Origin of the sequence: Pseudoxanthomonas sp. F11 (assembly GCF_037046485.1) — a bacterium.
In the GTDB taxonomy this organism is placed as follows: Bacteria; Pseudomonadota; Gammaproteobacteria; order Xanthomonadales; family Xanthomonadaceae; genus Pseudoxanthomonas_A.
Window position 1 is genome coordinate 57,410 of the sequence record NZ_JBANLZ010000006.1, and the last position, 19,838, is coordinate 77,247.

Sequence of the window (19,838 nt, forward strand, 5' to 3'; positions counted from 1 at the left end):
CACGCGAAGGCGGTTACCATCGCCGCATGCCACCGCACGCCCCTGACGGGGCGTGCTTCATTTCCGGAAGCCCGATGTCCGCCCCAGCCAAGACCCCGCCCGTCCTGCCCGACATCCCCACCGAGCCCGCCGCCTTCATGAAGGAACTGCGCGGCATCGACTGGCTGCAGTTGCTGGAAACCTGGGGGCTGAAACTGCTGGCCGCCGTCGTCATCTTCCTGGTGGGCATGTGGCTGGCCAAGCGCCTGAGCACCGGCCTGGAACGCGTGCTGGGACGTACCCACGCGGACGCCACGCTGGGAGGTTTCCTGCGCCGCGCCAGCTACGCCGCGATGATGGTGCTGGTGATCATCACCGCGCTCACCTCGCTGGGCGTGAATCCCACCTCGATGCTGGCCGTACTGGGCGCCGCCGGCCTGGCGGTGGGCCTGGCCCTGAAGGATTCGCTGTCCAACATCGCCTCGGGCGTGATGCTGATCGTGCTGCGTCCGTTCCGCGACGGCGACTACGTGCAGGCGGCGGGACTGGAGGGCATCATCGAGGAGGTCCGCATCTTCCAGACGCGGATGCGCACGCTCGACAACCGCCTGATCGTGCTGCCGAACAGCCTGATCACCACCGCGCCGATCATCAACTTCACCGCCAAGCCGCACCGCCGCATCGACATCCCGGTGGGCGTGGGCTACGACGACGACCTCAAGCAGGCCAAGGCCGTCCTGCTGAAACTCGCCAACGACCACCCGCTGGTGCTGGACGAGCCGGCGCCCAGCGTGATCGTCAGCAAGCTGAGCGAAAGCAGCGTCGACCTCATCCTGCTCGCGTGGACGAAGACCAAGGATTTCGGCGAGACCAGGAGCGATCTCACCGAAGCCGTGCGTACCGAGATCATCGGCAACGGCCTGAACATCCCGTACCCGCAGCGCGACCTGCATGTGTACCACCACAATGCCGACGGCACGCCGCTGACCGACATCATCACCAGGGGCGTCGCCGACGACGGCGACGTGGCCAAGCCGGCCACGTAACGTGCGCCGGGCACGCGACGCACGACGATGGGTGGTTCTGCAAGGTCGTGCGCTTGGCGCACGCCACGTCATTCGCCGGCCATTGCCGCCATGTGCCTGCGGTAGTGGCGCAGTTCCTCGATCGAGTCGCGCACGTCGCTCAGGGCGGTGTGGCTGGCCTGCTTGCGCACGCCCTCCAGCACCTGCGGCGCCCAGCGACGGGCCAGTTCCTTGAGGGTACTGACATCCAGGTTGCGGTAGTGGAAGTACTTCTCAAGTCGCGGCATCAGCCGGTGCAGGAAACGGCGATCCTGGCAGATCGAATTGCCGCACATCGGCGAGGCGCCGGCCGGCACCCATTCGGCAAGGAACGCGACCGTCTGCGCCTCGGCCTGGCCCAGCGTCACCCCGCTCTCCACCACCCGCTTCCACAGGCCCGACCTGCCATGCTGGTTGCGATTCCAGTCGTCCATGGCCTCCAGCACCGCCACCGGATGGGCGATGGCGAATTCCGGGCCTTCGGCCAACACGTTCAACCTGGAATCGGTGACCACCGTGGCGATCTCGAGGATGGAATCGCGGTCGGTATCGAGCCCGGTCATTTCGAGGTCGATCCAGATCAGGCGGTCGGTATGCGCGTTGTGCGAGGTCATGCAGCGGTCCGTGACGGGAGAAGAGCCCGGGAATCCACACCGGGAATGCGGACGAACCGCATCATGTCATCATAACGCAGACCTTTCCCGCGACCGGCCCATGACTCCTTCCACCGACCACACCGTGCTCACCGCGATGCTGGCCCCGGCGTTCTTCCTGACGGCGACCGCCTCGCTGCTGCTTTCCGCCAACAACCGCCTGGCACGCATCATCGACCGCGCACGCACCCTCTTGCGCGAACTGTCCGACGTGGAAGAGGAGTCGGAACGCTCGCTGCTGGAGAAGCGCATCGCCCTGCAGCGTCAGCGCAGCCTGATCATCCTGCGCGCGGGCCAGCTGTTGTACGGCGCCATCAGCTGCTTCGTGGGCACCAGCCTGGCCGTGGCGGTGGACACCTTCACCGGACACCGGCTCGGTTCAGTCCCCACCTGGCTGGCCGCGGTTGGCGTTGTCGCGATGCTGGCGGCCAGCCTGCTGCTGGCGCGCGAATCCACGCTGGCGGTGACCGCCATCAACGAAGAGATGGACCACCGCAAGGTGAAGCGCAAGGCGCCGCCGGCGGCCGGCTAGACCAAGGGGCGGCCGCGCTTGGCGCGAAAGTAGTTGGTCAGTCGGCGCCCGGCTTCGTCGCCCAACACGCCCCCGACGACTTCGACGCGATGGTTGTGCCGGGGATCGGCGATCAGGTCGAACACGCTGCCGCACGCGCCCGTCTTCGGATCGGAGGCGCCATACACCACGCGCGCGACGCGCGCATGCACCAGCGCCATGGCGCACATGGCGCATGGCTCGAGCGTCACGTAAAGGGTGCAGCCCACCAGGCGGTGGTTGCCCAATGCCCGCCCGGCCTCGCGCATCGCGACGATTTCGGCATGGGCCGTGGGGTCGTGGTCGGCGATGTTGCGGTTCCAGCCCTCACCCAGCACCTGCCCGTCGGCGCCGACCAGGACGGCGCCTACCGGGATCTCGTCGAATTCGCGCTCGGCCCGGTCCGCCAGCGCGAAGGCGTGGCGCATCCATTGCTCGTCGTCCAGACCGGTCATCACTCCCACTCGATGGTGGCTGGCGGCTTGCCCGAGATGTCGTAGACCACGCGCGAGACGCCGCGCAACTCGTTGATGATCCGGTTGCTGACCGTGCCGAGGAACTCGTACGGCAGGTGCGCCCAGTGCGCGGTCATGAAGTCGATCGTCTCGACCGCACGCAACGCGATGACCCATTCGTACGCGCGCGCGTCGCCGACCACGCCCACGGACTTCACCGGCAGGAACACCGCGAACGCCTGCGAGGTCTTGTCGTACAGGTCGGCCTTGCGCAGTTCGTCGATGAAGATCGCGTCGGCCCTGGCCAGCAGCTCGGCGTATTCGGGCTTGACTTCGCCCAGGATGCGAACGCCCAGGCCCGGGCCCGGGAACGGGTGGCGGTAGACCATCGTGCGCGGCAGACCGAGTTCGACGCCGAGCCGGCGCACTTCGTCCTTGAACAGCTCGCGCAACGGCTCCACCAGGCCCAGCTTCATGTGCTCGGGCAGGCCGCCGACGTTGTGGTGGCTCTTGATGACGTGCGCCTTGCCGGTCTTGCTGCCGGCCGACTCGATCACGTCCGGATAGATCGTGCCCTGGGCCAGCCACTTGGCGTTCGTCAGCTTGTTCGACTCTTCCTCGAAGATCTCGACGAACAGGTTGCCGATGATCTTGCGCTTGGCTTCCGGGTCGGCGACTCCTTCCAGCGCCTTGAAATAGCGGTCCGCCGCATCGACGCGCACCACTTTGACACCCATGTGCTCGGCGAACATCGCCATCACCTGGTCGCCCTCCTGCCAGCGCAGCAGGCCGGTGTCGACGAACACGCAGGTCAGCTGGTCGCCGATCGCCTTGTGCAACAGCGCGGCGACGACCGAGGAATCCACGCCGCCTGACAGGCCGAGGATCACCTCGTCCGAACCGACCTGCTCGCGCACACGGGCGATCTGGTCGTCGATGATGTTCGCGGCCGTCCACAGTGTCTTGCAGCCGCAGATCTCGGCGACGAAGCGGCGCAGCAGCGTCTGGCCCTGCTTGGTGTGGGTGACTTCCGGATGGAACTGCACGCCGTACCAGCGCTTTTCCTCCAGCGCCATCGCCGCGACCGGGATGCGGTCGGTGGTGGCGGTGATCGTCCACCCCGGTGGCGCCTTGGCGACGTGATCGCCATGGCTCATCCACACGTCGATGCGCGGCTCGCCCTGATGATCGCTCAGGCCACCCAGCAGCGCATCGTGCGCGACCAGCTGCACTTCGGCATGACCGAATTCGCGCGCGTCGGCGGCTTCCGTCGCGCCGCCCAGCTGCGCGGCCAGCGTCTGCATGCCGTAGCAGATGCCGAGGATCGGCAGGCCGCTGTCGAACACCTGCTGAGGCGCGGCCGGAGCACCGTGCTGCGTGGTCGATTCCGGACCGCCCGACAGGATGATGCCCTTGGCGCCGAACCTCGCGATCTCCTCCGGGTCGTGGTCCCACGCCCAGATCTCGCAGTAGACACCGATCTCGCGGATGCGGCGGGCGATCAGCTGCGTGTACTGCGCGCCGAAGTCGAGGATGAGGATCTTGTCGGTGTGGATGTTGGTCATGGAGCGAGAAGTGAGTGGCGAGGAGTGAGGAGTGAGCAAAAAGCGGGGCCGGAAAGAGGAGAGGAGTGCCGGAGCTTTTCTCTCACTCCTCACTCCTCTTCACTCACTCCCGCGCCTCACCCCATGCGGTAGTTCGGTGGTTCCTTTGTGATCTGCACATCGTGCACGTGGCTCTCGCGCTGGCCGGCACCCGTGATGACCACGAACTTCGGCCTGGCGCGCATCTCCTCGATGGTGGCGCAGCCCACGTAGCCCATCGTCGCGCGCAGGCCGCCGACCAGCTGGTGGATGATGCCACCGACCGAACCGCGGTACGGCACGCGGCCTTCGATGCCTTCCGGCACCAGCTTGTCGGCGTCGCTGGCGTCCTGGAAGTAGCGGTCCTTGGACCCCTTCTCCATCGCGCCCAGGCTGCCCATGCCGCGGTAGCTCTTGTAGCTTCGGCCCTGGAACAGTTCGACTTCGCCCGGCGCCTCCTCGGTGCCGGCAAACAGTCCGCCGATCATCACCGTAGACGCACCGGCGGCGATCGCCTTGCCGATATCGCCCGAATAGCGGATGCCGCCGTCGGCGATCAGCGGAATGCGGTCCTGCAGGGCTTCGGCCACCATGTCGATCGCGGTGATCTGCGGCACGCCCACGCCGGCCACCATGCGGGTGGTGCAGATCGAACCCGGGCCAACGCCCACCTTCACCGCGTCGGCGCCGGCATCCATCAGCGCCAGCGCGGCATCGCCGGTGACGATGTTGCCGCCGATCACCTGGATCTGCGGGAAGCGCTTCTTGACCCAGGCCACGCGGTCCAGCACGCCCTGCGAGTGGCCATGCGCGGTGTCGACGATGATGACGTCCACGCCAGCGGCCACCAGCGCTTCGACGCGCTGGTCGGTATCGCCGCCCACGCCCACCGCGGCGCCCACGACCAGGCGGCTTGCGCTGTCCTTGGCGGCGTTGGGGTTGTCGGTCTTCTTCTGGATGTCCTTGACGGTGATCAGGCCGCGCAGGTCGAAGGCGTCGTTGACCACCAGCACCTTCTCGATGCGGTGCTTGTGCAGCAGCTGCAGCACTTCATCGTCGCTGGCGCCCTCCTTCACCGTGACCAGGCGATCCTTCTTGGTCATGATGTGGCGCACTGGATCGTCGAGCTTCTTCTCGAAGCGCATGTCGCGGCTGGTGACGATGCCGACCAGTTGGCCGCCGTCGACGACCGGCACGCCGGAGATGTTGCGCGCACGGGTGAGCTTGAGCACCTCGGCGATAGTCGTTTCGGGCCCGACGGTGAAGGGCTCCTTGATCACGCCCGCCTCGAACTTCTTGACCTTGGCCACTTCGGCGGCCTGCTGTTCGACGGTCAGGTTCTTGTGCAGGATGCCGATGCCGCCCAGCTGGGCCATGGCGATGGCCAGGCGCGCCTCGGTGACGGTGTCCATGGCGGCCGAGACGATCGGCAGCTTCAGCCGCAGGTCGCGCGTGAGGCGCGTCTCCAGGCTGACATCCTTGGGCAGGACCGTGGAATGGGCGGGAACGAGGGAGACGTCGTCGTACGTCAGTGCTTCAGCCTGGATGCGCAGCATCGGCGGGCCCGGGAGAGTTGGGGAAGCGCGGCATTATACCCTGATCGGCACGGCTTCCGGAGTCCGCCGCTGACGGAACGCTGCTTTCCCCGTGCCCGGGACGCGCCTCAAATGCCGGCTTCGGCCGCTTCCAGGGTGTTTTGCATCAGCGTGGCCACCGTCATCGGGCCTACTCCGCCCGGCACAGGGGTGATCCAGCTGGCCCGCTGCGCGGCGGCATCGAAGCCCACATCACCGACCAGACGGCCATCGTCCAGCCGGTTGATGCCGACATCGATGACCACCGCGCCCGGTTTGACCCATTCGCCGGGGATCAGGCCCGGCTTGCCCGCCGCGACCACCAGGATGTCGGCATCGCCGACGCGGGCCTGCAGTACGTCGCGCGGGGTGAACTTGTGGCAGCTGGTCACCGTGCAGCCGGCGATCAGCAGTTCCAGCGCCATCGGGCGACCGACATGGTTGCTGACGCCCACGATGGTGGCATTGCGACCCCGCACCGGCTGGTCCGTATAGCCCAGCAAGGTGGTGATGCCGCGCGGCGTGCAGGGCCGCAGGCCGAACTGGCGCAGGGCCAGGTGGCCGACGTTGGCCGGATGGAAGCCGTCCACGTCCTTGCGAGGATCGATGCGCTCGATCAGGCGGCTGGCGTCGGGAATGCCCGGCAGCGGCAACTGGATGAGGATGCCATGGATCTTCGGATCGGCATTCAACTCATCGATCAGGGCCAGCAGCTGCGCCTCGGAGGTGCCGGTCGGCAGGTCGTAGTCGAAGGCCTCGATGCCGACCTTCTCCGCGGCCCGCCGCTTGTTGCGCACGTACACGGCCGAGGCCGGGTCGCCGCCCACCAGCACCACCGCCAGCCCGGGCCGGTTCATGCCTGCCGCCACCCGCGCGTCCACCCGGACCTTCAGTTCGTCCAGCAGGTTCTCGGCGATGCGGCGGCCGTCCAGGATTCGGGCAGTCATGGGGAAGCGCGGTGTAGAGTCGGCGCCTATTGTCCCCGATTCCCCCACCTCAACGCGACCCGCCAACCCCATGACCGACACCGACGCCCTGGAAGCCGCCGCCTTCCGCCGCCTGCTCAAGCATCTCAACCAGGAGCGCACCGATGTGCAGAACATCGACCTGATGATCCTGGCCGGTTTCTGCCGCAACTGCCTGGCCGACTGGTATCGCGAGGCCGCCCACGAGGCCGGAATGACGATGGACAAGGACCAGGCGCGCGAACGCATCTACGGCATGCCCTTCGCCGACTGGAACGCACGCCACCAGCGCGAGGCCACCCCGGAACAGCTGGCCGCGTTCAAGGCCGCGCAGGAGCGACATGGCTAGGCCGCGCCGGATGCTGGCATGGGGTGCTGGCGCCGTCCTCGTTGTCTATACCGCCCTGTGCGCGCTGCTGTACCTGCAGCAGCGACGGCTGATCTACTACCCCCAGTTCACCCGGGTAAACGCCACGCAGACGGACTTCGCACTGGCGCGGCAGGACGTGGTCCTGCGTGGCTGGGTCGTCAATCCCGGCCGCCGGGACGCCCTGCTCTACTTCGGCGGCAACGCCGAGTCGGTGGAGCAAAACAGGGAGGCCTTCATGCGCGCCCTGCCCTCGCGCACGGTATACCTGGTCGCGTACCGGGGTTATGGGGCCAGCGATGGCGAACCGACGGAGACCCGCCTGCTTGCGGATGCACTGGCCCTGCACGACGACATCGCGAAGCGGCATGCCGGCGGCCAGGTCGCCGTGGCCGGTCGCAGCCTGGGCAGTGCCGTGGCGACCTTTGTCGCCGCCGAACGCCGGGTGCCCGCCCTGGTGCTGGTGACCCCGTTCGACAGCCTGGCAGCGGTCGCACAGGCGCACTACCCGATGTTCCCGGTCGGCCTGCTGCTTCGCGACCGCTACGACTCGGCCGTGCGCCTGCCGCGCCACCAGGGGCGACTGTTGGTCCTGCGCGCCGGCCAGGACAACGTGGTAACGCCCGTGCACACCGACCGGCTGCTCAAGGCGCTGGGGCGGCCGGCACAGGTGGTCGAGTTCCCCGCGGCTGGCCACGACGACCTGTCGCTCGACCCGGCCTACTGGTCGGCCATCGGCGATTTCCTGGCGATGGGCACCGACTGAGCGCGCCGGCTACTCCTCTTCTTCCTCGCCGATGATCTCGGCGGCTTCTTCGTTGAGTGCCTTCGCCTCGCGCTTGGGCTTGGTGAAGGGCGTCGGGGTCGGCTTGGTGTGCTTCGCGTTGCCGTAGAGTGCCGGAATGCCGGAACGCAGGTCGCCGCCGGCGATCTCCAGTTCCAGCCGTTCGGCGTCGCGCCTGCGGATTTCCAGGGCGATGCTTTCCGCATCCTCGCGCGACGCGCCCACGCTCATTAGCGCCGCCTTGCCGAACTCGACCGCGGACTCGAACGTCTCACGGATCTGGTAGTCGACCCCTGCGCCGATCAATGCGAGCGAATGCTCGCGGTCGAACGAACGCACCAGCACCTGGGCCTGCGGGAACTCGTGCCTGACCAGTTCGACGATACGGTTGGCCGCATCCTTGTCGTCGATGCATATCGCGATCGACTGGGCGGTCTGCGCACCGCAGGCACGCAGCACGTCCAGCCGCGTGCCGTCGCCGTAGTAGATCTTGAAGCCGAACTCCTCGGCGTTTCGGATCATCTCGATGTCGGTGTCGATGATGGTCACGTCCACGTCGCGGGCGAGCAGCGACTGGCTCATCACCTGGCCGAAGCGGCCGAACCCGATGATCAGCACGCTGCCTGAAAGACCGTTCGCCTCCTCGATGCCCTCCATCGAAGGCGCTTCCGGGTGGGTGAAACGACGCAATAGCAGCACGAACAGCGGCGTCAGCGCCATCGACAGCACCACGATGGCGGTGAGGTTGGCGTTGACCGTCGCATCGATGATGCCGGCCGCCGCCGCAGCGGCGAACAGCACGAAGGCGAACTCGCCGCCCTGCGCCATCAGCACCGCACGATCCAGCGCTTCGGCATGGGGACTGCGGGTCACCCGCGCGACGACGTAGATGCACGCCGCCTTGACCACCATCATCGCCAGTACCGCACCGACGATCAGCGGCCAGTTGCTCGCCACCACGCCCAGGTCCAGCGCCATGCCCACGCCCAGGAAGAACAGGCCCAGCAGGATGCCGCGGAACGGTTCGATGTCGGCTTCGATCTGGTGGCGGAAGGTGGATTCCGACAACAGTACGCCCGCCAGGAAGGCGCCCATTGCCATCGACAGCCCGCCCAGTTGCATCAGCAGCGCCGCCCCCAGCACGACGAGCAATGCCGCCGCGGTCATGACCTCGCGCGCCTTCGCCGCCGCCAGCACGCGGAACAGGGGATTGAGCAGCCAGATGCCTGCGGCGATCAGGCCGGCCAGCGACGCCACGCCGATGCCGATGGACATCCAGCGCGAGCCTTCCTCGGGCTGCACCACCTGCGGCGACATGAAGGCCACCAGCACCAGCAGCGGCACGATCAGCAGGTCTTCGAACAGCAGGATCGAGACCACCTTCTGCCCGTGCGGCAGCGCGACGTCGCCCCGTTCGGCCAGCAACTGCATCACCACGGCCGTCGACGTCAGGACGAAGCCCATGCCGCCGATGAAGGAAACAGCCAACGGATAGCCGAAGGCCAGGCCTACGCCGGTCAACAGGACCGTGCACACCGCGATCTGCAGCGCGCCCAGGCCGAAGATCTGCCTGCGCAGGCTCCACAGATGGCTGGGCCGCATCTCCAGGCCGATGACGAACAGGAACATCACCACGCCCAGTTCGGCGACGTGCAGGATGGATTGCGGGTCGTTGAACCATTTCAGTCCGAACGGACCGATCGCGAGGCCGGCGGCCAGATAGCCCAGCACCGAGCCCAGGCCCAGACGCCGGAAGATCGGCACCGCCACCACCGCCGCACCCAGCAGGGCGACGACACTCACCAGTTGGCTGGCACCGGATTCTGCACTCATGCCGCGAGTCTACCGGATGTCGCCCGGCGCGAATGTCTCAGCCGTGCTCCATCATCGTTGCATGGTGTCGGCGACGAACAAGGAACGCCGCCCACACCGTCATCCATGCCGCGAGGTCGTGTTCACCGCTCCGTCGTCCCGAGGTTGAACCGGTGACTGACACAGGGGGTGTCGCCAACCGAGCCGGACGGCGAACCAGAGTATCGCCTTCCGCAGGACGCCCAGCGGTGTGTGGCGTTCCGGCAGGTAGTGGAACCGCTGGGCACGGCGAACACAGGGACCAGATCGAAGAACTGCCCGACGTGGGCGACGACCTCCACCGGCTGGCCTGACGTGCGCAGCAAGGGAGGGATATATGCGGTCAAGGATGGCACCCGCAGGGGACTGGAGGCATCCGCCAGCCGGCGCCTTCCACGCCAGCCGCCAGCCGGCCGCCACCGGTACCCCGAAGATCAGCACCTGGATCGGCAACTCCTCCTGCAGCGAATAGCCATGGGACATGCCAGTGCGCAGGTTCCAGATCACGGCCACCAGCCAGACCACGGTAAACAGCGCCGCCACGAGGCGACGCTTGGCAGCGCCCGCCGACCGCACGCCGATCCCCGCGATCACCAGCCCGACAACGATGAGAAGCAGGGTACGCATGGTGCTTTCTCCATGGCGTGGGCGAGTTCGTCCACCGTAGCGCAGCAATGGTCGGGATGTGCAGAGCGCAAGCACGCCCTCCCCTTCACTTGGTGGTGTAGCCGCCGTTGATGAGGATCGTCTGCCCCGTGATCCACCAGCCGTCGCTCACCAGATGGCGGATGAAGGGCACTACATCCTGGATGTCCGTCAGACCGGTCTTGCTGAAGGGCGACAGCGCGGCGGCGGTCTTGTGGTACGCCACCGCGTCCGCCCCTTCTGCCGGGTAGAAGAACGGGGTATCCATCGGACCGGGACCCACCGCGGTCACCGAGATGCCGCGCGTCCCGAACTCCTTGGCCGCAGCCCGGGTGAAATGCTCCACCGGGGCCTTGGTGCCCGCGTACGAGGCATAGAACGGCGTGAACGCGCCCAGCAGCGACGTCACCAGCGTGACGACCTTGCCGTTGTCGTTGACGTGGCGACCAGCCTCCTTGAGGAAGAAGAAGGCGGCCTTGGCGTTCACCGCGGTCATCTCGTCGTACTCCGCTTCGCTGATGTCCGTGATGGGTTTCTTCAGCACCTTGCCCACCGTATTGATGGCAATGTCCGGCCGGCCCACAACGGCGACAGCATCGGCGAACAGGCGTTCGACACTGCCAGCCGTGGTCAGGTCGCCCTGCAGCGCGACGGCGTGCGCACCGGCGCCGCGGACCGCGGCGAGCGTCTTCTCCGCGTCTGCCCGGCTCGCGTCGCTGTTGTAATGGATCGCGACGGCGGCAGCACCTTGTTGCGCGAGGTCGCGGGCGATCAGGCCGCCGAGGTTCTTGGCGCCGCCGGCGATCAAGGCGACCTTGCCCCGAATGGAATGATCAGTCATGAAATGCTCCTCTGGCTTGGGACGGGGTCTCGCGGCGATACCCAACGACAGAGTGGGCAAGCGCGACGAGGCACGTCTAAGATGAAGTGAACGGATTCCTGCGGCTTTCACGATGTCCCGCCCGCTATCAAATTCTCCGGTCTCAAATCACATTAGTGGAGCGCACGCTGCACCAGCGACAGTTGCCGATCCGGAACCCGGTCAGGTCCCGCAATACCGCGTGCTGGCGCAGGCGCACTGGCCAGGCGTGGAGCTGCTGCTCTGCAAGGAAGACATACGCCAACGCACGCTCTGGGCCATCGATGAGCCGCGCCACACCGTCATCGTCCACCTGGGCGGTTCGATGCGCGAACTGGACACCGAGATCGACGGCGTCGGCGCGACCCACATGCCGCCCTCACCCGGCGACATCTAGCTGGTCCCGGCGGGAAAGCGCTACGCCAGCCAGGCATCGGGACAGGTCATCACCTACGCCGAGTTGCGCATCTCGCCCGTGGCGAACGTGGACACGGGCGTGGACCGGCGCGCGCCCATCGAAGCGCTGATGCCACGGCTGTGCCATCGCGATGAATTCCTCCACTGCAGCGTCGCGCGCCTGGGCCGGCTCAGCCAGCAGGACGACGACCTGTCGACCATGATGGCCGAGCGCCTGCAGCTGCTCCTGCTCCAGCATCTGTACGCGGCTTATCGGCTTCCCGCCTTATCGGCGCCGGTGCCGACCGCGCTTGCACCCGCCATCGCGCGGCGACTGAGCGACCATATCGAAAGCGCCCTGGCCCAGCGCATCGCGCTGGCGGACCTGGCAACACTGGCCGGCATGAGCATGCACCAGCTGCTGATCGCGTTCCGCTGCACCTTCGGCACCACGCCGGCGCAGTACATCCTGGCGCAGCGCCTGCGGCGTGCGCGCTGGTATCTGCTCAACCGCAACGACGACATCACCGGCATCGCGCTGGCCTGCGGCTTCTCCAGCCATAGCCATCTCAGCGCCGCGTTCAAGCGGGATGCCGGCATCACCCCGCGCCAGTTCCGTGACGGCTTGCGGATGCGTCCGCTGGACTGATCAAACGGCGCGGCAGAAAGCCGCGTAATCGATGTAGCCGGGGAATGGTCGGCCAACCGCGCATACCGGGCAGTCCGGATCGTGGCGAAGACGGGTTTCGCGGAAACGCATGGACAGTGCGTCGAACTGCAGCAGGCGCCCGGACAACGGCTCTCCGATGTCGAGCAGCAGCTTGACGACTTCGGTCGCCTGCAGCAGGCCGATCACGCCGGGCAATACGCCCAGCACGCCGGCCTCCGCGCAGTTCGGCGCAAACTCCGGCGGTGGCGGCTCCGGGAACAGGCATCGATAGCAGGGCAGTTCGCCGCGGTGACGGCCGGCATCGAAGACGCTCACCTGCCCTTCGAACCGCTGCACTGCGCCATACACCAAGGGGATGCCCAGCTTCACGCAGGCATCGTTGAGCAGGTAGCGCACCGGGAAGTTGTCCGCGCCATCCAGCACCACGTCAACGCCTTCCAGCAGCCGTTCGATGTTGTCGGAGGTGACACGCACCTGCACCGCGTCGACCTGCGTCCGCGGATTGAGCGCACCGAGCGTGGCCTGCGCCGATGCCACCTTCGGTTCGCCGATGCGCGCTTCGGTATGCAGGATCTGCCGCTGCAGATTGCTGCGGTCCACCACGTCGTCATCGGCGATCCGCAGATGGCCTACTCCGGCCGCCGCCAGATAGAACGCCGCCGGCGATCCCAGACCACCCGCACCGATCATCAGCACCCGCGCGCCTTCGAGTCGCCGCTGCCCTTCCACGCCGACTTCTGGCAGCAGCAGGTGTCGCGAGTAACGCTCATTGAAATCGATCGTTTCAGCGGACATGTCCGGACGAACCATCGGCCGCCCCTCGTCCCGCCAGCGCTGTGTGCCGCCTTCCACGGACGCCAGACGCGTGTAGCCTGCGGCTTCGAGTGCGCGCGCAGCGTCCATCGAGCGTCCGCCCATCTGACAGATCAGCACGACGGGCGCGTCGCGGTCGGCAAGGTGGCGGTCCGGTTCGGCCAGCAACTGCGCCTTCGCGACGCCGCGCGCACCGGCTGCCTGTCCATTGGCGCGTTCGTGGTCCTCTCGCACGTCGATGAACACCGCACCTTCGGCAAGCCACAGGGCGACGTCGTCAGGGGAAATGGCTCGGATCGTCATGCCGGGATTATCACGCACGGGACGCACGACGGCGGTGCGCTGGTTGGAACGCGGTGTCGCCGTCAATACGGGATGACGTCGACCACATCGCCTTCGGCATAGTCATGCACCCCTTCCGGCAGCACGATCAGGGCATTGCTGTCGGCAGCCGCCCGCAGCTGGTGGGACGCGTCGGCGGCATTCGGCAGCACGCGCAGGCCGCCACCGCCATCGGGCATCAACTCGCCGCGCAGGAATTCCACCCGGGCGTGCCCCTTGCGCCAGTCGGCGCCCAGACGCGCCTGCCAGGCAGGTCGCGGGTCGTCGCGTCCCTGCAGACCGTCCAACAGCGCACGGCCGAGCGTGAGCAGCGTGGCCAGCGTCGATACCGGATTGCCGGGCAGGCAGAGAAACAGCGCACGGTCCCACTCGCCGAACAGGACCGGCATGCCCGGCTTCATGCGCACCTTCCAGAACGCGATGCGGCCGTGCGCGCCCAGCAGACCGGGAAGATGATCCTTCTGCCCCGCCGACACGCCCCCGCTGGTGATGACCACATCGAACGCCGAAGCGGCGTCGGCCAGCATGACCTGCATGCGCTCGGGGTCGTCGGGCAGCGTAGGCCACGCAGTAGGCTCCAAGCCCTCGGCCCGCAGCAGGCCCATCAGCAGGTCGCGGTTGCTGTTGTAGACCTGCCCGGGCCGCAGCGGCAGGCCGGGTTCCACCAGCTCATCGCCAGTGGTGAACACGGCCACCGTAGGACGCCGTGCCACCGGCAGCGTCGCCAGGCCCAGGGCTGCGGCCAGTCCGATCCGCGCGGGGGTCAGCACCTGGCCCTTGCGCATCACCTCGGTACCTGCGGTCACGTCCTCGCCGATACGCCGCACATCCGCGCCAGGCCGCACGCCTGCCGGCACTTCGATGCCACCGTCTATTTCGATGATGTCTTCACGGATGGCGACCGTGTCGGTGCCCTCGGGCAAGGGCGCGCCCGTCGTGATGCGGACGCATTCGCCGGGACCGACGCGCAGCCCCTGGACCACACCCGCATACTGCTGTCCCACCAGCCGCAGGCGCGTCAGACCTTCGGAAGCGAGGCTCGCATGCGCGAACGCCACGCCGTCCATCCGGCTGTTGTCGAACGACGGCAGGTCGATCGGCGCGCGAACCGCATCGGCCAGCACGCGGCCGCCGGCACGGTTGAGGGCGAGAGACTCGCTACCCAGGGGGCGCGACTGCGCCGCATCCCGGATCAGCGCGATGGCTTCATCGACGGCGATGCGGGTGGGGTACGCGCTCACTTGCGCTTGACGTGGCGGATCAGGCGGCGCTTCTTGGCGATCTGCTTCTCGGTCAACACGTTCTTCTTGCCTTCGTAGGGGTTGGCACCTTCGCGGAAGATGAAGCGCACCGGCGTGCCGACCAGCTTGAAGCGCTTGCGGAAGAAGTTCTCCAGATAGCGCTTGTACGACTCCGGCAGCACCTTCAGGCGGGTGCCATGCACGATGAAGGTCGGCGGATTGGCACCGCCCGGGTGTACGTAGCGCAGCTTGGAGACGTGGCCGCGGATGCTCGGCGGCGGGTTGGCCTCGTATGCGATTTCCAGCGCCTTGTTGACCTCGCTGGTGCCGAATTCCTTCGTCGCCGAGGCATGCGCGCGATGGATCGCCTTGAACAGTTCGCGCAGGCCCGAGCCATGCAGGGCCGAGATCCGCACGGCCTCGGCCCACTCGACGAATCCGAGCTTGCGCGCCAGCAGCGCTTCGGCCTGCTCACGCTGGTAGGCGGTCAGCCCGTCCCACTTGTTGATCGCCACCACCAGCGCACGGCCGGCGTCCAGCACGGCGCCGAGCACGGTCGCATCCTGGTCGGTAACGCCTTCGGTGGCATCCAGCAGCAGCACGGCGACCTGGCACTGCTCGATCGCCTGCAGTGTCTTGACCACGCTGAACTTCTCGACCGCCTCCTCCACCTTGCCCTTGCGGCGCAAGCCGGCGGTGTCGATCAGGCGATACTGGCGACCGTCGCGCTCCATGTCGACCGCGATGGAATCGCGCGTGGTGCCCGGCACTTCGGAGGCGATCATGCGTTCTTCGCCGAGCAGGCGATTCACCAGCGTGGATTTGCCCACGTTGGGACGGCCGACGAAAGCCACGCGCATGCGGGCGGGATCTTCGTCCAGCGCCTCACTCGCGCCTTCTTCCGGCAGGCGCGCGTGTACCTCGGACAACAGGTCGTCGATGCCCTGGCGATGCGAGGCCGAGATGGTCGTGACATCCGAGAATCCGTAGCGGGCGAAGTCCGCCAGCGCCGTGGATTCGTTGATGCCGTCGATCTTGTTGATCACCAGCAGGGTTGGACGCGCGGTCTTGCGCAACCAGGCGAGGATTTCATCGTCCAGCGCGGAAGGGCCTTCGCGTCCGTCCACGATGAACAGCACGAGGTCCGCTTCTTCCGCGGCCGCGCGCGCCTGACGCGCGGTGGCGCCTGCCAGACCCTCTTCCTCGCCGGCAATGCCGCCTGTATCGACCACCAGGAAGGGGGCATCGGCATCCAGGCGGCAGACGCCGTAGTTGCGGTCGCGGGTGACACCGGGCTGGTCGTGCACCAGGGCATCACGACTGCGGGTCAGCGCATTGAACAGGGTGGACTTGCCGACGTTGGGACGGCCCACCAGGGCGACGAGGGGCAACATGCAGGGGGGCAACCGAAGGATGGAAAGGTCGCCGGATGCGCGCCGCTGCGCACGTGGCAGGGCCGCTCCGGTCGGTAAACGGGCCGCCATGGTATCGGAATACGCCCCCGTCCGCGAAAAAGGGCCGCATGGCGGCCCTTTCGGGGTAACGGCACGGGAGCGGCAGGGCCGCTCCCACCGCAGGCTCACTTGAAGCCGAATGCGGTCAGCCCGCCCTCCACATCCTGCACCAGCAGGATGCCGTCGGCCACGACCGGCTTGCCGCGCACGGCCTTGCCGCCGATGCGCGCGCGCGCCACCACCTCGCCGTTGTCCGTCTTCATCCAGTGCAGATAGCCGTCGTAGTCGCCCACCACCGCGTAGTCGCCGTGTACGGTCGGCGCGGTCAGGGAGCGCCGCGCGAGCGTCGTGTTCGACCACAACGCACCACCGCTATACTTGTCCAGCGCCCAGACCGTACCCGCAGGGTCGGACACCAGCACCGCGCCGCTGGTCACCGCCAGCCCGCCGGCGCCGCCATTGTCGCGCGTCCACAGGGGGCGCCCGGACGGGCCTTCAATGGCCACGGTCTCCTTCTTGAAGCTGGTCGCATACACCGTGGTGCCTTCCAGCACCGGCGCACCATCGACGTCGGCCATGCGCTCCAGTTCGCTGCGGCCTTCGGGCGTGCCGACGGCCTGGGTCCACATCTCGCGTCCGTCATTGGCGGACAGCGCGGTCAGGGTACCGTCGTCGCTGCCCACGAACAGGACGCCGGGACCGACCAGCACGGGCGCATTGCCGCGCACGGTGAGGCTGGGCAGTTCGTTGGTCCAGAACCAGCGGCGCTCGCCGGTAGCATTGCTGAACGCGGTGACGCGCCCATCGTTGCTGCGCACGAAGACGTTCTCGGGGCCTACCGTCGGCGCCGCAACGACCTCGTTGGGTACCTTGGCCTGCCATTTCTCCGTACCGGTGGCCGCATCCAGGGCCACCACCTGACCATCGAGCGTACCCACCACCACCAGTCCCTGCCCGGCACCGGGGCCACCGGAGAAGCGGAGGTCGGACTTGTACTGCCAGACCTGCTTTCCCGTCTGCAGGTCGAACGCGCGCACCCCGCCCTCGACCGCCGCCGCGTACACGCGCCCGCCATCGACGACGGGTGCCTGCTGCAGGCCCAGGCGACCCTCACCCTTGCCGGCGTTGGCGCTCCAGAGCTTCGCCACCGACACCGTCGGCGTAATGTCGACCAGCTCGGCGGGCTCGGTCGGCTTCTCGTCCGCCTTCTTGCCGTCGAACCAACCCTTGACCGTGCTGCAGCCGCCCAGCGCACCCGCCAGCATGGCCGCCATCAGGACGCGGGACGCCACAGGATATGAGCGCGTCATGCCGCACCCCCGGTCTTGGGCGGCGTGCCACCGGCGTGGATCAGCTTCAGCTCGACCAGACGGCGCTGCGGGGACACCGCATCCAGCGTGGTGAGCGCGCGCGTGTAGGCCTCCTGGGCCTCCTTCGCCTTGCCGGTGGCAAGCAGCGCATCGCCGCGCACTTCAAGGCTGGACGCATCGTCGGCCGCGTCGAGCAGTTTCAGGGCTTCGCCGTGTTTGCCGGCATCGATCAGCAGCCGCGCCAGGCGCAGGTTGATCAGCGGGCGCAATGTGTCGTCGGGTGTCAGGCCGCGCAGGGTGGCGATGGCGGCGTCACGCTCGCCGGCCTGGACCTGCGCCTTGGCCAGTTGCAGGCCAGCAGCGTCCGCATACAGCGCATCGCTCTTCGCCAGCGCGTCCACGGCCGCCTTGGCCTGCTTCAGATCGCCCTTCGCCAGTCCTTCGATGGCCGTCTGGTACTCCTGGTAGGCCTGTTCCTTCTTGCCGGCCTGGTCCTTCTGCCACCACTGCCAGCCGAGGATCACCGCCAGACCCAGGGCAACGCCGCCCAGCAGGCCGGCACCGTTGTTTCTCAGCCAGCTGCGGACACGTTCGCTTTGTTCGTGCTCGTCGAGCAGATCGTCAATCGCCATGCGCTCTCTTGCCCCGTCTTGGCAGGGTCTTGGTCTAGGTGGACAGACCCGCGCGCGGGTCAGTCACCGACCGGCGCTAGGGAACCCTCAGAGGATACCGTAAAGCGCGCCACGTTCGCGCGCTGGTACGGCGCCAGATCCACCGTACTACCCGCTTGCTGAACCTCGACCGCCGTCGCATCGCCCAGCTTGACGCGACCGACTTCACCGGCCGCATAACGGCGCTCATCGCCTGCGCGCAGCAGCGCGTGCTCGACCTTGCGACCGTCGGGCGCATCGACCTCGACCCAGCTGTCGCCCTTGAACGACAGCGACAACCAAGGCGTCGTCGCCCGCGGGACGGGCGCCATCGAGGCCACGTAGGGCGCCGCAGGCGCACGACCGGCGAGGCGCGACGAAGTCGAACCCTGCTGTGTCGGCATCGACGCATCGGGCACGACGTCGAGCGATGCCATCGCAGGCTCGGGGGCCGGGTCGGTCGAGGAGCGCAGGGCCATCCATACCGGCGTGGCGATCACCAGCGTCAGGACGACGTACACCGCGCGGCGCTTGAAACTCTCGAAGACATACTGCAACCGCGGCGTGTGGCTGTGGCTGACCAGCACCGCAGGAGGCGCGACGACGGCCTCCGACTGCGCAAGGAAAGGCTCCACGTCCAGCTTGAGCAGGCGCCCATAGCTGCGCAGCTGCCCGCGCACGAACACCGCGCCGCCGGACTGGTCCCACTGCCCGGCCTCGAGCGCCTGCAACACCCTCACCGGCATCTTCAGCCGCTGGCTGACGTCCTGCAACGACAGGCCGGACTGCTCACGCGCCGACCGCAGCGCCTCACCGCACCCCTGCGGCGGCGACATGCCCCCACCTACCGAATCCATCATGGCCCTGCATTTCCCCCGGTTGTGACGTCCCTCGCGTCAGGGAACTCCGCCCGAATGCGCTGAACATATCGACTGGCGGCGGCCTTGTCGCCGAGTCTTTCCTCGATTTGTGATGCGAGTTTCAACACCGCCACGGACGCCGGCGCCGACGCCAGCCGTCGTTCGATGAAGGCACGTGCGGGCAGGTACTGCTGCCGCCGGAACTCCAGTTCGGCCATCGCGCCCAGTGCAACGGCATTGGCCGGGTCGCGCGAGAGCGCCTGCCGCAGGTCCCGCTCGGCCCGCTCGCTCTGTCCGGACGCCAGCGCGCAGTTGCCGGCGTTGGCCTGCGCCGTTTCGGGCGTGGCGTAGCCCGGCGCCTGCACGGCCCGGTCGAACCAGACCAGCGACTCGGCCTGGAAGCCGTTGGCGCACAGCCAGGTGCCGTAATTGTTCTGCATCGCGCCCTGCCCGGGCGCCAGCTCCGCCGCACGGCGATAGTGCTGCCCGGCCTGCTCGGAGCGTCCCCGCCGGTCGGCCACGACGGCCAGCATGGTTTCCGCATCCGCGGAATCCGGTGCCAGCTTCAGGGCCGCACGCGCTTCCTTCTCCGCCGTGTCCAGGTCTCCGGCCTGCAGACGCTGTACCGAGCGCGACACCATCATCTGCACGGACTGGCGCCGCTTCACTTCGGGACTGTCCTTGACGGAATAGTCCTGTGCGATCTGCTCACCGTCCTTGCGCTCCATCTTGGGGCGGACGAAGGTCAAACGGCTGCAGGCGGTGGCCAGCAG

At 67.6% G+C, this 19,838-nt stretch carries 21 protein-coding genes; 6 read left to right on the forward strand and 15 right to left on the reverse strand.

Going from position 1 to position 19,838, the window contains the following annotated elements:
- The first annotated feature begins 74 nt into the window (after positions 1-74).
- Complete coding sequence (locus V8246_RS16275) at positions 75-1,025, forward strand: mechanosensitive ion channel domain-containing protein (protein WP_336190159.1); 951 nt, start codon at positions 75-77, stop codon at positions 1,023-1,025.
- Positions 1,026-1,093: 68 nt separating this feature from the next.
- Here V8246_RS16275 and orn read toward each other — a convergent pair whose 3' ends face one another.
- Positions 1,094-1,657 carry an oligoribonuclease gene (gene orn / locus V8246_RS16280; RefSeq protein ID WP_336190160.1) on the reverse strand — a complete coding sequence of 188 codons (564 nt, stop codon included), beginning with the start codon at positions 1,655-1,657 and terminating at the stop codon, positions 1,094-1,096.
- 100 nt (positions 1,658-1,757) lie between these two features.
- Between orn and V8246_RS16285 the strand changes: the two genes are divergently transcribed.
- Positions 1,758-2,228 (forward strand): DUF2721 domain-containing protein, encoded by a 471-nt coding sequence (locus V8246_RS16285; protein ID WP_336190162.1) that lies wholly within the window; start codon positions 1,758-1,760, stop codon positions 2,226-2,228.
- Here the strand turns inward: V8246_RS16285 and tadA are convergent.
- The 4 genes from tadA to folD form a co-directional block, all read right to left on the reverse strand.
- Positions 2,225-2,701 (reverse strand): tRNA adenosine(34) deaminase TadA, encoded by a 477-nt coding sequence (gene tadA / locus V8246_RS16290; protein WP_336190163.1) that lies wholly within the window; start codon positions 2,699-2,701, stop codon positions 2,225-2,227. The two genes, V8246_RS16285 and tadA, sit on opposite strands and share 4 nt — an antisense overlap.
- Entirely contained in the window at positions 2,701-4,266 is a 1,566-nt protein-coding gene (gene guaA, locus V8246_RS16295; protein ID WP_336190165.1) for a glutamine-hydrolyzing GMP synthase, read from the reverse strand. The genes tadA and guaA overlap by 1 nt, the downstream gene beginning before the upstream one ends.
- A 116-nt stretch (positions 4,267-4,382) precedes the next feature.
- Positions 4,383-5,840: an IMP dehydrogenase gene (gene guaB, locus V8246_RS16300; protein ID WP_245093950.1), complete on the reverse strand. Its 1,458-nt coding sequence runs from the start codon at positions 5,838-5,840 to the stop codon at positions 4,383-4,385.
- Positions 5,841-5,947: 107 nt separating this feature from the next.
- Complete coding sequence (folD, locus tag V8246_RS16305) at positions 5,948-6,805, reverse strand: bifunctional methylenetetrahydrofolate dehydrogenase/methenyltetrahydrofolate cyclohydrolase FolD (RefSeq protein ID WP_336190166.1); 858 nt, start codon at positions 6,803-6,805, stop codon at positions 5,948-5,950.
- A 70-nt stretch (positions 6,806-6,875) separates the two neighbouring features.
- On the opposite strand from folD, the gene V8246_RS16310 reads away from it, so the two are divergent.
- Together V8246_RS16310 and V8246_RS16315 are read left to right on the forward strand one after the other, a co-directional pair.
- On the forward strand, positions 6,876-7,172 hold the full coding sequence (locus V8246_RS16310) for a DUF1244 domain-containing protein (RefSeq protein WP_336190167.1): 297 nt from the start codon (positions 6,876-6,878) through the stop codon (positions 7,170-7,172).
- A complete protein-coding gene (locus V8246_RS16315) occupies positions 7,165-7,956 on the forward strand; it encodes an alpha/beta fold hydrolase (protein ID WP_336190168.1) in 792 nt (263 codons plus the stop codon). The genes V8246_RS16310 and V8246_RS16315 overlap by 8 nt, the downstream gene beginning before the upstream one ends.
- A 9-nt stretch (positions 7,957-7,965) precedes the next feature.
- Here V8246_RS16315 and V8246_RS16320 read toward each other — a convergent pair whose 3' ends face one another.
- The 3 genes from V8246_RS16320 to V8246_RS16330 all read right to left on the reverse strand — a co-directional run bounded on the left by V8246_RS16320 (position 7,966) and on the right by V8246_RS16330 (position 11,311).
- A complete protein-coding gene (locus V8246_RS16320) occupies positions 7,966-9,807 on the reverse strand; it encodes a monovalent cation:proton antiporter-2 (CPA2) family protein (protein WP_336190169.1) in 1,842 nt (613 codons plus the stop codon).
- Between the two features lie 99 nt (positions 9,808-9,906).
- Positions 9,907-10,452, reverse strand: coding sequence for a hypothetical protein (locus V8246_RS16325; RefSeq protein ID WP_336190171.1), 546 nt, complete (start codon positions 10,450-10,452; stop codon positions 9,907-9,909).
- A gap of 85 nt (positions 10,453-10,537) precedes the next feature.
- The gene (locus V8246_RS16330) at positions 10,538-11,311 is read right to left on the reverse strand and encodes an SDR family oxidoreductase (RefSeq protein ID WP_336190287.1); all 774 of its coding nucleotides are present in this window, start codon (positions 11,309-11,311) and stop codon (positions 10,538-10,540) included.
- A gap of 220 nt (positions 11,312-11,531) precedes the next feature.
- Between V8246_RS16330 and V8246_RS16335 the strand changes: the two genes are divergently transcribed.
- The gene (locus V8246_RS16335) at positions 11,532-11,726 is read left to right on the forward strand and encodes a hypothetical protein (protein WP_336190172.1); all 195 of its coding nucleotides are present in this window, start codon (positions 11,532-11,534) and stop codon (positions 11,724-11,726) included.
- Between the two features lie 78 nt (positions 11,727-11,804).
- Complete coding sequence (locus V8246_RS16340; protein ID WP_336190173.1) at positions 11,805-12,374, forward strand: AraC family transcriptional regulator; 570 nt, start codon at positions 11,805-11,807, stop codon at positions 12,372-12,374.
- Here V8246_RS16340 and moeB read toward each other — a convergent pair whose 3' ends face one another.
- The 7 genes from moeB to pilW all read right to left on the reverse strand — a co-directional run bounded on the left by moeB (position 12,375) and on the right by pilW (position 19,793).
- Positions 12,375-13,511 (reverse strand): molybdopterin-synthase adenylyltransferase MoeB, encoded by a 1,137-nt coding sequence (gene moeB, locus V8246_RS16345; protein ID WP_336190174.1) that lies wholly within the window; start codon positions 13,509-13,511, stop codon positions 12,375-12,377. It abuts the gene before it with no gap.
- A gap of 62 nt (positions 13,512-13,573) precedes the next feature.
- Positions 13,574-14,791: a gephyrin-like molybdotransferase Glp gene (glp, locus tag V8246_RS16350; RefSeq protein WP_336190175.1), complete on the reverse strand. Its 1,218-nt coding sequence runs from the start codon at positions 14,789-14,791 to the stop codon at positions 13,574-13,576.
- Positions 14,788-16,185 carry a ribosome biogenesis GTPase Der gene (gene der / locus V8246_RS16355; protein WP_336190176.1) on the reverse strand — a complete coding sequence of 466 codons (1,398 nt, stop codon included), beginning with the start codon at positions 16,183-16,185 and terminating at the stop codon, positions 14,788-14,790. Before der ends, glp begins: the two co-directional genes overlap by 4 nt.
- Positions 16,186-16,370: 185 nt before the next feature.
- Positions 16,371-17,555: an outer membrane protein assembly factor BamB gene (gene bamB / locus V8246_RS16360; RefSeq protein WP_336190177.1), complete on the reverse strand. Its 1,185-nt coding sequence runs from the start codon at positions 17,553-17,555 to the stop codon at positions 16,371-16,373.
- On the reverse strand, positions 17,552-18,187 hold the full coding sequence (locus tag V8246_RS16365) for a tetratricopeptide repeat protein (RefSeq protein WP_336190179.1): 636 nt from the start codon (positions 18,185-18,187) through the stop codon (positions 17,552-17,554). The genes bamB and V8246_RS16365 overlap by 4 nt, the downstream gene beginning before the upstream one ends.
- Positions 18,188-18,246: 59 nt before the next feature.
- On the reverse strand, positions 18,247-19,041 hold the full coding sequence (locus tag V8246_RS16370; protein WP_336190180.1) for a RodZ domain-containing protein: 795 nt from the start codon (positions 19,039-19,041) through the stop codon (positions 18,247-18,249).
- 20 nt (positions 19,042-19,061) lie between these two features.
- On the reverse strand, positions 19,062-19,793 hold the full coding sequence (gene pilW, locus V8246_RS16375; protein ID WP_336190288.1) for a type IV pilus biogenesis/stability protein PilW: 732 nt from the start codon (positions 19,791-19,793) through the stop codon (positions 19,062-19,064).
- Positions 19,794-19,838 lie beyond the last annotated feature (45 nt).

Coding starts and splice junctions, on each gene's coding strand:
- V8246_RS16330 (WP_336190287.1), bottom strand. CDS start 11,311: ATGACTGATCATTCCATTCGGGGCAAGGTCGCCTTGATCGCCGGCGGC.
- V8246_RS16315 (WP_336190168.1), top strand. CDS start 7,165: ATGGCTAGGCCGCGCCGGATGCTGGCATGGGGTGCTGGCGCCGTCCTC.
- guaB (WP_245093950.1), bottom strand. CDS start 5,840: ATGCTGCGCATCCAGGCTGAAGCACTGACGTACGACGACGTCTCCCTC.
- tadA (WP_336190163.1), bottom strand. CDS start 2,701: ATGACCGGTCTGGACGACGAGCAATGGATGCGCCACGCCTTCGCGCTG.
- orn (WP_336190160.1), bottom strand. CDS start 1,657: ATGACCTCGCACAACGCGCATACCGACCGCCTGATCTGGATCGACCTC.
- V8246_RS16285 (WP_336190162.1), top strand. CDS start 1,758: ATGACTCCTTCCACCGACCACACCGTGCTCACCGCGATGCTGGCCCCG.
- moeB (WP_336190174.1), bottom strand. CDS start 13,511: ATGACGATCCGAGCCATTTCCCCTGACGACGTCGCCCTGTGGCTTGCC.
- folD (WP_336190166.1), bottom strand. CDS start 6,805: ATGACTGCCCGAATCCTGGACGGCCGCCGCATCGCCGAGAACCTGCTG.
- V8246_RS16310 (WP_336190167.1), top strand. CDS start 6,876: ATGACCGACACCGACGCCCTGGAAGCCGCCGCCTTCCGCCGCCTGCTC.
- pilW (WP_336190288.1), bottom strand. CDS start 19,793: ATGGAGCGCAAGGACGGTGAGCAGATCGCACAGGACTATTCCGTCAAG.
- guaA (WP_336190165.1), bottom strand. CDS start 4,266: ATGACCAACATCCACACCGACAAGATCCTCATCCTCGACTTCGGCGCG.
- V8246_RS16275 (WP_336190159.1), top strand. CDS start 75: ATGTCCGCCCCAGCCAAGACCCCGCCCGTCCTGCCCGACATCCCCACC.
- V8246_RS16320 (WP_336190169.1), bottom strand. CDS start 9,807: ATGAGTGCAGAATCCGGTGCCAGCCAACTGGTGAGTGTCGTCGCCCTG.
- V8246_RS16365 (WP_336190179.1), bottom strand. CDS start 18,187: ATGGCGATTGACGATCTGCTCGACGAGCACGAACAAAGCGAACGTGTC.
- bamB (WP_336190177.1), bottom strand. CDS start 17,555: ATGACGCGCTCATATCCTGTGGCGTCCCGCGTCCTGATGGCGGCCATG.
- V8246_RS16325 (WP_336190171.1), bottom strand. CDS start 10,452: ATGCGTACCCTGCTTCTCATCGTTGTCGGGCTGGTGATCGCGGGGATC.
- der (WP_336190176.1), bottom strand. CDS start 16,185: ATGTTGCCCCTCGTCGCCCTGGTGGGCCGTCCCAACGTCGGCAAGTCC.
- V8246_RS16370 (WP_336190180.1), bottom strand. CDS start 19,041: ATGTCGCCGCCGCAGGGGTGCGGTGAGGCGCTGCGGTCGGCGCGTGAG.